The following is a 12,156-nucleotide window of genomic DNA, read 5'->3' on the forward strand; positions in this document are numbered from 1 at the left end:
GCCAAAACTGCTGCAAGAAGTCACTTACGATTTCTCCAAATTGATTAATTTTTATCGCTTTTTAATGTGAAGAAATATTTCGCCAACAGTGTCAGGGAAGCTGACATCTTGTGCCATTGCTACTAGCGAGACTTTTTATGCTAATTTACTTTTATTATTAACTCCAGTAGCTTGACCGACAAACTATAGTTTTAAAGAGTAATGTCTTGGTAACTACTCAATTGCTTATCCTGATTACAGTTTTTTTGATAGCAAGCGTCATCAGTGTTATCACGGGTAGCACTTCATTAATTACTGTACCAGTGATGCTTCAGTTTGGGATTGAACCGCGTACCGCCCTGGCTACTAATATGCTGGCATTAACTTTGATGAGTGTTGGTGGTACATTACCTTTTATTGGGAAAGGAGTAATTGACCGCCGTCGCTTACCACTATTGATAGTTCTAACCCTGGTTGCATCAATTGTCGGAGCATTACTTGTTTTGGTTGTGCCGTCAAGGTCAATGCCACTTATTATCTCTATCTCGATGATTGTAGTTACGGTGCTATCAATTGCGAACAGGAAAGCCGGACTAGTTCCAGCAGAGGCAATACCTTCACGGATAGCAGAAATTGCAGGCTATGTAGTCACCTTCATTCTTGGTATTTACGGTGGCTTTTTCAGTGGCGGTTATGTAACTTTACTTACAGCAGCCTACGTAATTTTATTTCGCATGACATTTGTTCAAGCAATAGCTACGACTAAGCTTATTAATATATTTTCTTCGTTGGTTGCCACTTTAATATTTATGATACAAGGCATTATTGATTACAAGTTGGGTATGATTCTTGGTCTTACAATGTTTGTAGGTGGAATCATTGGCGGACGTATCACCCTCAGCTTGAGTACTATCTGGCTACAACGTATTTATCTTACAGTTGTGAGTATTCTTACAATTGTAACACTACGTAAATCTCTACAGCCTAATCAGTCAACTAGTACTGTTGGTGAATTAACACCTTTTGTTTAAAGGGACTTGGCATAAAGTGACAACTTCTCTAGCTTTAGTCCGGATTGGAAAACTCTTGCCTCATCCCTAGTCGTTCACTTTAGTCGCCAATCTTTAATATTCCAGGTGCGATCGTCCCAAGGAGTTGAATCTATACCAGTGAGTCTGTTACTAACTCCATTAACATTGGCGCGAGAAATTAGAGGAATCACAGCTTGTTCTTTAATTAACAAATCGTTCATTTGAATAATTAATTGTCGGCGTTTTTGTGGATCTAATTCTGTATTAGATTGTTGCCAAAGCTTGTCATATTCAGGGTTACAGTAACGAGAACTATTTGGTTTCGACCAATTATTTTTCTTCTGAGGAATCTCATTACAAGTCCAAGCTTTCAGATAAGTACCTGGATCTGGGTTACTATTACCACTACTAAACATTTGTAAATCAGCCTGAAAGCGAGCCATAGTATCTGCGTTAGCAGGGTCACTAGAAAAGAAAATACTTGAATCAATACTTTTTAGTTCTACCCCTACACCAATAGAAGTTAGCGATTGTTTAATAATTTCCTGAGTTTTCTGGCGGACTGGGTTGACTGAACTTTGAAACAAAACCTTAAGTTCTAGACCATTTTTATCCCGAATGCTGTTGCCGTTAGTATCTTTCCATCCAGCTTCATCTAACAAAGCATTGGCTTTTTTCAAATCAAATTCATATTTCGTATTAGTTGAATTATAAATATCTGGCGCTACTAAAATATTTGTTACAGAACGACCAGTTTGACCATATAACTGTTGATTAATCGTGTCACGGTCAATAGCATAGTTAAAAGCCTGACGCACTTTCAAATCTTTAAAAAAAGGATGGGGGAACTCTATGCTGGAGCGTTCACCGTCTTTGGTTTGTTTATTAGGGTCAGTCTCATTAATCGCAATTCGTTCTAAAAAAGATCCGAAGCTGATATCTAATCGGGAGCAACGCGATTTTGTGAGGTTGGGTGAAAAAGGTGCGATCGCTAAAACTTACATTTGTGTATGAGGTAATTTTATTTGCAATTAATACACGTAATTACACGAAAAATCATCTTGATGAGATATCTCAAAAAGATTGCTAGTAAATCATTTGACGATTATTTCCAAATATATCTGCAATAATTCTTTAAGACTTGGTATCAATTATGGCAGAAAATCAATTGGGTACAGAATTGAAGTATAAAATTTATCAGCCAGTTTGGGGTTTGATAAACGAATTAAAGATAGCATCAGAAAAATTATCCCAACTTTTAGCTATCCATTGACAACGGAGATGCAGCATAATTTCTGCGTTATCTTGAAGCCAAAACTTACTATTACCTTTCATACGCAAATTAACGACTTGACGAATCAAACTTTCAACCGCACCACTACCAAGAGGTAATTTTCGGGATGCAACTTCGTTATATCTTAAAAGCCTGCGTCGGTAAGCTTTTAAAATATAATTTCGCTCTCGTACCAAAATTTTGAGGCGCTCTCCGTTCGCCTCAGAAATAAATTCACCCATGTTTCTCATTAAATCTAGTGCCTGACCTGTTTTTAAAGTTTTTCGAGCTTTTTGAAACCATTGTTGACGCTCATTGTTTGTGCTAAAAGCAGCATCAGCGAAGTCTTGTAAATGTGATGCTGCGTGAAAAAAGTCTAATAATTGATAAGTTTCAGGTGGGCATTTTAATTTTTTAAGTAAAGGAGGAATATGTATCCAGATCCATTCTGCTCCATCTGCAATTAATAAAACCTGTTTCGCCTGACTAATACCTAAATTAACCAAGTACATCTCTAATATCTGCAAAAACCCTTGATATCCTTTATAAGTTCCATCATTGGTAATTGGAATCTCTCCATTCTTGATTTTTTCACCTTGCTCATTCACTACATAAATTGTTAATAGTTTTGGCTCAATCCATTCTCCTGTAAAGCCTACACGATTAGTTTTAACCTTACGCCTACCTTTCTTATTAATCCGAATCCGTGTACGACCGCCATCTACAGCAATAACAACACGCTGGTCTTTAAGAATGTTACGAATCGGTAAACTACCAAGCTCTAAACTTGTTAGTTTTGATTCACGTAAATTTATACCAATTTTACCAAAGTAATATGTTAGCCGTTCTATGCGTTTTAAGCTGATATTTATGCCCCAATCAATTAATGTTGTCCGTGCTGCCTCAAAGGAGCCAGCAATTGCACCATATCGGGCAATAGTCGATAAAACTTCAGGGGTTAAACCTTCGGACATTCCTAAATATCTTAAGAATGGGCAGAATCCAACATGAGTAGATTTTTTATTTTTATTTGGTTGAGTGTGGCGTTCAACTACATACGGTAGCTTTAAAGTTACTGCGACATTACCAACTGTTAATATTTGCCGTTCTTTACAACCGTGCTTTCGCGTTTTATTGTGCCACCATCCCTGAGTTTCCTGCATTGTTTTGTGCAAAAATTCTTGAGATTTAGACAAGTCATGAAGCAACAAAGCAATACATTCCCCTGCTAAAATTAATGCCGATTCCCTAATTTCTTTTTCACGTAATTTGAAAGTTTGTCCATTCCATTCTGGAATATTCGTTAATTCTAAAATTTTCGTAACTTTTTCTTGAAAGTGTTCTAACGATTTGCTTAAATCAAAAGTACAATATATATTATTTTTCATGGTAAGCATTCCCTGTTTTTGTTTTGATCTCAGATATCAAAACCTTTACTCCAAAGGGAATCCTACCTTTTTTTTATCCTAAAATCATCTACAAGTTAACGCAGCATTAATACTCGGTCTGACGTGATAACTATTCTAAGTACGCCTACATAGGTTTTTAGCGATCGCACCTTTTTTGCTCAACCTCACCAAATCGCGTTGCTCCCGGTGAGAGGTTAAGACAAAATCATTTTTGTCAATTAGTAATCATGCTGAAAGGTGGGTAAAATACTGAGTATAAGATTAACTTTTATACTGAATTCTGAGGCAAAAACGAATGATGCTTTTAAATATGAGGTGATCGCACGCTCAAAAACTCTGTTGATTAGCCCCATTTTTATCAGAATTTTAAGTACTATTGCTTATTGACAAAAGTAAAATTATCTTAACCTCTCACTGATGGGGGATGATTGACCCGTTGGAACCAACAAACGGTAATGACCAAGCTGGGTTAGGCTCCTGAAAATTGATTTTAACAGTATAGTCATCCACGGGTTCAACGCTTTTGACAGCTTGATAATTAGCAGCAGTGGTTGCACCGACAGATGAATTACTCACAAATTGGTAGGTAAACACCACATCCGCAGCCGTAAAAGGTTTACCATCAGACCATTTAACTTCTTTTTTGAGTTTCCAAGTTACTGATTTACCATCTTTAGCTACTCCACCGTTCTCTAAAGAGGGGATTTCTGCTGCGAGAAAAGGGACTAATTTACCATCTTTATCGAAGCTGGCTAGAGGTTCATAAGTAATTCGACTAGCTTCAAAGTCTTTGCTACCTTGAGCTAGATGGGGATTAAGAATAGTTGGTGCTTGCCAATAGAGAAGCTTTAAAGTATCGCTTGCTGCTGTTGGATTAGACGCGCTGGGAGTAGAGGTGGTTAAAGACTGAGAATTTGGGGAAGAACAAGCAGTTAACAACAAAATGCCCAGCAACGACTGAGCAAAAATCTGACCCCCATTGAATTTATTGAATATGCACATTTGGATTGTTTCTAGGGATTTAAGCTAAAGGGTCAAATTTACCGCTAACAAGCAACCAAATACTGTAGCGTGTTTCTGACGATTTTCCGGATTTAAACTACGATAATTTGGTCGCCAAACCGTACTTCCTTAAAATAAAAATCCCATAGATGTGGAAGAAAGGCAATAGCTGTCAGGAAAAGGACATATTAGCTATTGAGCATTAGTTATCCTCTTTTTCACCCAGTGTTATATCTTCTGACACAGCCTCTTTATTTTCGTTTAGCTAGTTTGCGATCGCTAAATCAAGCCTTATTTCTGATACTATCCGGTATAATTTCCGCATACTGCTCAGAAGTCAGAGTTGCTTCCCGGACATCGACTTGTTTTGGCACAATTTTTAATTGGTACAAAAGATCGGCAACCTGTTGTTGATCTCCCAGCACTTGCTCATTAATAGGTTGCATATCGTACTTTCGTCGAGACAACATTGTTTCCATCGTTGGCACATCAACCTTTAACTTCGGAGCAAGGATTTCAGCCGCAGCTCGCCTGTTTTGATTTGCCCACTCTCCAACTTGATAATACTCTTCTAGAATTGCTTTGAAGAGTTCAAGGTTATTACTAGCAAATTCTCTGGCAGCTAAGTAGAAAGAGCCTGGTGTTTTAATTCCCTGAGCATCCCGCAACACTCGGATCGTTCCCTCTTGTTGAAGCTTGATCAGTGTGGGGTCGATCGCTACATAGGCATCAACAGTTTTGTTTAAAAATGCTGATTGTCCATCAGCAACAGTCAAATTCACACCTTGAACATCGTTAAACTTCAGCCCAACTTCTTCCAGCGCTTTCGCCAAAAAATAGGTCAGAGCAGTTCCTCTGGCATAGGCAACCTTTTTGCCTTTAAGATCCGCCACCGTTTTAATGGGAGAATCCTTTGACACAATAATCCCATAACTTTCCCCCGTACCTGCCGGGATATTCACTAGGTAAACCAAATTGTTACCAGCAGCCTGAGCAAAGATAGGCGGCGTTTCCCCGACTTGTCCCCCATCAAGGCTACCCACGCTTAAGGCTTCCAGCAGGGGTGGCCCGGAGATAAATTTCGACCAGCTAACATCTACTCCCAAAGGAGCTAAACGCTTTTCGATTACACCTTTTTCTCTTGTTAGATCGCCAAATGATGTGAAGCCAAGCCGAATAAGTTTAGGCTTGCTATTATTGCTACCGCTATTACTGCCAATAGTGTTGTTATTGTTACTTATCGTATTCTTGTTTCCACTACCAGCATTTGCTCCACAGCCTACCAATGTAGCGAAAGAGGCGAACCCATACAAGGTATAAAGCAAATCTCGCCTGGAAATTAATCGTTTCCTGACATAAGGTTTAATCATGGTTGTTAATCCTGTAGTGTTGACCGTTGACTGTTAACTGTCAACAATCAACGACCTCATTTCGTTCTATATTCTTAGATTGTTAAACCTTTAGAAAGGACGACTACCCCGAAGGCTAACCCGTTTGAGAATACGAGTGGCATTGGCATCAAATTCAGGGCGGTAGTGAGCCGTTGCTTGGTTATCCCAATAAAGTAGGTCGCCCTTGCTCCATTGGTGACGATAGGCAAATCGGGGTTGTTTGATATGCTCTTGCAACTTTGCAACTAGTTTTGCCCCTTCTACATGGTCATAATCCACGATGTCTACATCGCTAGCTGCATTGAAAAAGAGGATCTTTTTGCCTGTATCTGGATGTGTGCGAACCAGAGGATGAATTGCTACTCGTTCGCCTGGTTCTGGAGTGCGACCAGCTGCATATTTAGGCTGACCATACTCATCCCGATCGCTATTACCATAGGGATTAAAGTAACGAGCTTGCAAGCCAGCAATTTGCTGTTTGGTAGCATCATCTAGCTCGTCGTAAGCCTGAGCTAAATTTACCCAATAGGTATTAGGGCCATTCTCAGGTACTTCTACTGCATATAAGAAAGAACCGCTAGATGGTACAGGCAGCCAGTAGTGATCGATGTGAGGTAAAAGTTCCTGATAGTTCGGTCGAATATTGACTGAACTTTCTTCAGAAGCAGCATTTGCGAGAGTGAGAACTAGGGGCGGCAGGTATTCTTCTGTTTCTCCTTTGCGGATATAAGCAGGTTGTTGAAGAATATCGCCAAAGTAATTGGCAAAGGCTAACAACTAATCGTCAGTTAATATTTGGTTTTTGAAGATGAGAAGATGGCGCGATCGCCATGCCTGTTTGAGTTGTAGAATTACCTCTGGTTCCACAGAATTAACATCGAATCCGGTAATCACTGCACCAAGAGCCGCTTCGGTGGGTGTAATCTCAATCCGGCTTGCCGTGAGTGTCATAATTGGATCTCCTTAGATTTAGATTTAGGGGTATACATCAGTCATGCAAAATCACCCTCGTTGCTTTACAAGGGGTTCATGTCTGCGTTCATAAGTACTGAGTAGTTTTTAATTTACTCAGCACTCATGACTTATAACTCAGCTTTACGAAAGGACTGGTTGTGCTTCCTTAGACTCAGCTTTCTGCTTGAAGACGCTTGGTACTTCAGCGCTGAAAGCTTCACCTTGAACCACTTCTGAACGGAAACCATCAACCCCGACTGGAACATCGCCTGTGATGGTGGTGCGATAGAGGAGACGTTCGACATCCAAATGATCCAAATCTTGAGGAGCCAAATGCACGGTGGCGCGGTTGTCCCAGAAGGCGATATCACCGTTGTTCCAACGGAAGCGGGTGGTGTAGGCAGGTTTGGTGACTTGCTTAAAGAACAACTCTAGCAACAGTCTGCTCTCTTCTGGTGACACATCAACAATGCGGGAGACGAAGCCAGGGTTGACGAACAAGGCACGCTCACCAGTTTCAGGATGAACTCTGACGACTGGGTGAATAGAAACTAGGGGATTGACAGCAATGCGCTCGTCGAATTTGTTATTGCGCGGTTGATAACCGCCTCCATTAAAGCGATGTTCCGCTTTTAATGTATCAGCTAGCGATCGCAGGGGTGCTGAGAGTCCCTCATAAGCGGCAACGAGATTACTCCACTGGGTATCACCACCGAAACTAGGGACATTAACTGCGCGTAAAATTGACGCTGCTGGTGGGTTAATCGCTGCCGTTACATCAGTGTGCCAAGGGCCGCCAGTACGAAAACCATATTGCTTTTCATAGAGTCTACGGTCTACAGGTTTGATCTGGGGGAATCCCGAAACTGGTTCAGGCTCTCCCAAGGGATGGGCGAAAGTAACTTCACCAAAACGAGATGTGAACTCGACCTGGGCAGCATGATCGATGTTCTGACCACGAAAGAACACAACTTTCCACTTCAATAGCGCTTTGCGAATTTCTTGGACTTGATCCTCAGAAAGAGAGCGAGAAAGGTCTACGCCGCCGATTTCTGCACCGATGAAACCAGCTACCTGTTTAACTTCTATATGTTTATAGCCCATTAAGATTCTCCAGAGTTTGATCTATCGGGAGGTGTTCACACTCGCCTATTTCCTTGGGAATTTTGCCGATACTCTGATAGCAACATTCCAATGCTGGGAGTATAACTGAAATCATCATACAGTATTCCGATAGATTTGTCGTAGTATGTAGTTGCTAAATATAGCGCTTCTCTGTTGAGTGCAATACAGACCTAACCCCCAGCCCCTTCTCTTATAGGGAAGGGGAGTAAGATTCAAAACCTCTCTCCTTTTAGGAGAGAGGTTTGGAGAGAGGTCAAACTGTATTGCTTCCATTCGAGAACCGCTATAGTAACTTCCTACGTTTTTGCAGACCAATCCTCTTCTATAGCGATCCGATGTCAATGTGCAAAAGCCCTAGCTCAGACAGATCAGCGATGCCTGGGTAGTAAACTACGCGATTATTTGATAATTCTTAGTTAATCTAATTATTAGTAAACCATGATAAGATTTTCCTCATGAAAATTTGGCATAGACAACTAGGGGAAAGCATCAGTAATATCACGTACCACCATTTACCCGCCTTGCGCTGGCGTAACTTTCGCCTGTTTTTCGGGGGACAGTTACTATCAATGTCTGGAACAGTTATGACCCAGCAGTTAACTATTCCTTGGCTGGTATACGATTTGACTCAATCAGCTTGGTTGTTGGGAATTGCCGGGTTTGTGCAATTTTTACCTACGTTATTAGTGATTCCCTTTTCCGGCGTATTGTCCGATCGCTGGAGTCGTCGTGACTTGTTAATGCTGGTGCAGATAGTGGGAATTAGCGTTTCCTTGGCATTAACGATTCTTACCTTTACAAATTGGATTACGTTTCCCATCCTATTGGTATTGAGTGTTCTCAATGGTTTGCTCAAGGGATTAGATATGCCCGTGCGCCATACAATCGTCACCGAAACTGTAGACGATCGCGCTGATTGGGGTAATGCGATCGCCTTGAATTCAGTAATGTTAAGTTCCTCTTCGGTATTGGGGCCGGCTATGGGCGGGATTTTGATTGCTACACTAGGGGTAAAATATTGTTTTCTTTACGATACCCTCAGCTATATTCCTGCCATCTTTACCCTGCTAGCGATGCGGCTGAAAGTCAGACCCACGTTGACCCTAACGAGCTTGAGCGATACTTTACATAAATTGCGGGAGGGCTTTGAATATGTCTCCAAATTCCAGCCGATTAGAGCAATTTTATTAATACTGGCATTACAAGGTTTAGTCGGGATGTCTCATGTCGCGCTCATGCCCATCTTCGCGGCTAAGATTTTAAATGGGGATGCAACTACGATGGCTCACCTCAGCACCTCAGCGCCTATTGGCTCGTTGTTTGCTTGTTTGTATCTGAGTGTTAGGCGAGGGATTGCGGGCTTAGAACGTTTGATTGTAGTCGCTCAAGTCTTGATTGGAATAAGTGTGATTTCCTTCTCACTATCGCGTCAAGTTGGATTATCCATAATCATACTGGTGTTTACAGGCTGCTTTTCTATCCTCCTGATTAGCCAGTAGTAATATGATTATCCAAACCCTAGTTGCCGAGGATAAGCGGGGACGGGTGATGAGTTTTTATGCCCTAGCAATGGTGGGTATGATGCCCTTTGGGAATCTGTTAGCCGGAACTTTGGCACAGAATTTTGGTGCGACTAATGCCTTGATCGTCTGTGGCAGTCTAAATATCTTAGGTGCGCTATGGTTCTCTGCACAATTGCCAGTAGTGAGGGGTTGGATTGATCGCTAAACAAGTCGCTTCTCTTTGTACAACAAAGCAGATATTTGGAAAACAAGCATCTTCCACCACACCTTAAAGTGTAGTGGAAGACGATCAATTACATCAAGTTGGTAGAATAAAGTTGCACCTATAGCTGATAGCTGATTTTTTCATCCCAAGGAGCAGATTTGCTAATTTGCTCCCATATAGGACTATACAAGGCTTCATGTAGTTCGCGTGCTAGTACCACCAAACCTGCATAACCAGCGTAAGCATGGTGACGTTCATGGTTAATGTCTAAAAAAGGGATTCCCGTTTTGAGTGCTGTATATTTATTGCCAGCCCCAGTAATCAATACATCAGCTTTTGTTTGGTGTAATACCTTTAATAAAGCCTGGGGAGTTGTATCAGACAAAAGCATTGCATCTGCACCAAGATATTGTTTAATTTTAGCTTTCTCCTCTTCTGTTGTTTTGCCATCTGTAGCTGCAATAACTTCCATTCCCAAATCTTGGGCTGCTAAAATAAGCGACCAACTTTTCACACCACCAGTAGAAAGAATAATCCGTTTACCTTTTAAATCAGCAAGGTAAGGAGCTAGAGCAATATCTAGAGCAGCATTTTCTTGGGAAATTAACTTTTCTGTACGTTCTTGCAGTTCAGAGGCAATAACACTATCTCCCAAGGATATGCTTAATTTTGCCGCAACATTTCGCAAGCAATCGTTTAAGTTGGTCGCACCATAGAACGATTTTTCAATATAAGGAATTCCATAGCGTTCCGCCATAGTTTGCGCCATCTGTATAGCTACATTTGAGCAAAGTACTACATTTAATTTGGCACGATGAGCATAGCAAACTTCTTGATAACGAGCATCTCCTGTAATTTTAGAAAGAACGCGAATTCCCATTTTTTGGAATAATGGTAAGATATTCCACGTTTCACCGGCAACATTATAGTCACCAACAATATTAATATCGAATGGTGTAGTAAATTCCGGTTCGGCTGTACCAATAACAGCATTCAATAAAGTTTCATTACCGATGCGATTCCCTAAATTTTTACTACCAAGAAATCCAGGCGCATTTACATAGATAACTGGAAGATTAATTTGTTGTGCAGCTAGTTTACAAACACTATCAATATCATCACCAATCAAAGCAGACAAACAAGTAGCGTAAACGAAAATAGCAGCAGGATGATAGCGTTGAGCAACAGCCACAATCGCTTTGTACAGTTTCTTTTCTCCACCAAAAACGATATTACCTTCACTAAAATCAGTAGTAAAAGCAGTTTGGTATAATTGTGAGCCTGATGATAGGCTGCCATGAGTTGCCCAAGGATTGTGAGTACAAGAAACAGCACCATGTACTAAATGAACAGCATCAGTAATAGCTCCGACAGAAACCATCGCTCCATCAAAAGGGCAATTTCCTTGGGTTGCACCTGGTTGTGGTGGTTTTGTGCAAGTGAGTTTTTTCTGACCAGTAAATTTTTTCTGGTTAGATTTGCAAGGTGTTTCACTAAGTAGTTCGTTAATTGCGACTTGAGTATTTTTCATGCTTTTCCTCGTGCTAAAAATAAATACAAAACAGCCAAAACTGAGGAGTTAGGAGTATTATTTTCTCTCTATCTCCTATTTATTTTTGCTACTTACCACTTCCTAGTCTCCACTCGTTTTTATAGATGGTAGTAGACAAAATTTATTGCGATTGATTGCAGAAAAATTACAAAAAACAGCAATTGATGCACTAGCATTTCAGATAAAACAAGCAACTCCTCTGATGCATCCTGTATTTTTAGAAATACCTGTTATAGCAGTCCTTAATTGTATGAGGTACACCTTCGCCTCTAGCCCCTCACTGCAACCAGATGTAACTCACTCAGACGATAAACACTATAATTCTTTGGCTAATGTTAGTCTATCTAAATATTAGTATAGCTAATAATATGTGAGATCAAGTATTTTTTTGAGATTTTTAGAATATAAATTATTAGATAATTAAGCAGGATAAATTATATACATATTTTCTATGTACCTTATGTTCTGTTTTATAATCCAATTAAGTAATTTATTTTTTACTAATAGTATTTCAGGTATTTTATTTAAATAAAATAAAAATTTATACAGGTAATTATAGCCTTAATTATTTGAAAATACTCTAAATCTATGGCTAAACAGAACTATATTAAGTAAGAAATTTTGGTTCTTCCGCTAGTTTTATGGAGAATCAATACTAAAATGCCAGTTTAATAAACTGCGTAATCTAAAATTGCTAAAGTTACGAAAGCCA

Annotated in this window: 13 protein-coding genes; 5 read left to right on the forward strand and 8 right to left on the reverse strand. The window is 40.1% G+C overall.

Annotated features, from left to right (window positions below):
* The first annotated feature begins 206 nt into the window (after positions 1 to 206).
* The gene (locus V7K25_RS28275; protein WP_335162761.1) at positions 207 to 1,010 is read left to right on the forward strand and encodes a sulfite exporter TauE/SafE family protein; all 804 of its coding nucleotides are present in this window, start codon (positions 207 to 209) and stop codon (positions 1,008 to 1,010) included.
* A 74-nt stretch (positions 1,011 to 1,084) separates the two neighbouring features.
* Here the strand turns inward: V7K25_RS28275 and V7K25_RS28280 are convergent, their stop codons facing one another.
* The gene (locus tag V7K25_RS28280; RefSeq protein WP_335162763.1) at positions 1,085 to 1,828 is read right to left on the reverse strand and encodes an ABC transporter substrate-binding protein; all 744 of its coding nucleotides are present in this window, start codon (positions 1,826 to 1,828) and stop codon (positions 1,085 to 1,087) included.
* A gap of 34 nt (positions 1,829 to 1,862) precedes the next feature.
* On the opposite strand from V7K25_RS28280, the gene V7K25_RS28285 reads away from it, so the two are divergent.
* A complete protein-coding gene (locus V7K25_RS28285; protein ID WP_335162765.1) occupies positions 1,863 to 2,024 on the forward strand; it encodes a hypothetical protein in 162 nt (53 codons plus the stop codon).
* A 183-nt stretch (positions 2,025 to 2,207) separates the two neighbouring features.
* On the opposite strand, the gene V7K25_RS28290 is transcribed toward V7K25_RS28285, so the two are convergent.
* The 6 genes from V7K25_RS28290 to V7K25_RS28315 all read right to left on the reverse strand — a co-directional run bounded on the left by V7K25_RS28290 (position 2,208) and on the right by V7K25_RS28315 (position 8,143).
* Positions 2,208 to 3,671 carry an ISLre2 family transposase gene (locus V7K25_RS28290; RefSeq protein WP_335162767.1) on the reverse strand — a complete coding sequence of 488 codons (1,464 nt, stop codon included), beginning with the start codon at positions 3,669 to 3,671 and terminating at the stop codon, positions 2,208 to 2,210.
* Between the two features lie 432 nt (positions 3,672 to 4,103).
* Positions 4,104 to 4,694, reverse strand: coding sequence for an ABC transporter substrate-binding protein (locus V7K25_RS28295; protein ID WP_335162769.1), 591 nt, complete (start codon positions 4,692 to 4,694; stop codon positions 4,104 to 4,106).
* A 284-nt stretch (positions 4,695 to 4,978) separates the two neighbouring features.
* Positions 4,979 to 6,064 carry an aliphatic sulfonate ABC transporter substrate-binding protein gene (locus tag V7K25_RS28300; RefSeq protein ID WP_335162771.1) on the reverse strand — a complete coding sequence of 362 codons (1,086 nt, stop codon included), beginning with the start codon at positions 6,062 to 6,064 and terminating at the stop codon, positions 4,979 to 4,981.
* 90 nt (positions 6,065 to 6,154) lie between these two features.
* A complete protein-coding gene (locus V7K25_RS28305; RefSeq protein WP_335162773.1) occupies positions 6,155 to 6,862 on the reverse strand; it encodes a TauD/TfdA dioxygenase family protein in 708 nt (235 codons plus the stop codon).
* Entirely contained in the window at positions 6,863 to 7,036 is a 174-nt protein-coding gene (locus V7K25_RS28310; protein WP_335162775.1) for a hypothetical protein, read from the reverse strand.
* Between the two features lie 144 nt (positions 7,037 to 7,180).
* Positions 7,181 to 8,143, reverse strand: coding sequence for a TauD/TfdA dioxygenase family protein (locus V7K25_RS28315; protein ID WP_335162777.1), 963 nt, complete (start codon positions 8,141 to 8,143; stop codon positions 7,181 to 7,183).
* 476 nt (positions 8,144 to 8,619) lie between these two features.
* On the opposite strand from V7K25_RS28315, the gene V7K25_RS28320 reads away from it, so the two are divergent.
* A complete protein-coding gene (locus V7K25_RS28320; RefSeq protein WP_335162779.1) occupies positions 8,620 to 9,663 on the forward strand; it encodes an MFS transporter in 1,044 nt (347 codons plus the stop codon).
* 4 nt (positions 9,664 to 9,667) lie between these two features.
* Positions 9,668 to 9,892: a hypothetical protein gene (locus V7K25_RS28325; protein ID WP_335162781.1), complete on the forward strand. Its 225-nt coding sequence runs from the start codon at positions 9,668 to 9,670 to the stop codon at positions 9,890 to 9,892.
* Positions 9,893 to 10,010: 118 nt separating this feature from the next.
* Here V7K25_RS28325 and nifE read toward each other — a convergent pair whose 3' ends face one another.
* Entirely contained in the window at positions 10,011 to 11,423 is a 1,413-nt protein-coding gene (gene nifE, locus V7K25_RS28330) for a nitrogenase iron-molybdenum cofactor biosynthesis protein NifE (protein ID WP_335162783.1), read from the reverse strand.
* 145 nt (positions 11,424 to 11,568) lie between these two features.
* On the opposite strand from nifE, the gene V7K25_RS28335 reads away from it, so the two are divergent.
* Positions 11,569 to 11,799, forward strand: a complete 231-nt coding sequence (locus tag V7K25_RS28335; RefSeq protein ID WP_335162785.1) for a hypothetical protein — start codon at positions 11,569 to 11,571, stop codon at positions 11,797 to 11,799.
* The last annotated feature ends 357 nt before the right edge of the window (positions 11,800 to 12,156 follow it).

Source organism: Nostoc sp. (assembly GCF_036919495.1).
GTDB lineage: Bacteria > Cyanobacteriota > Cyanobacteriia > Cyanobacteriales > Nostocaceae > Nostoc.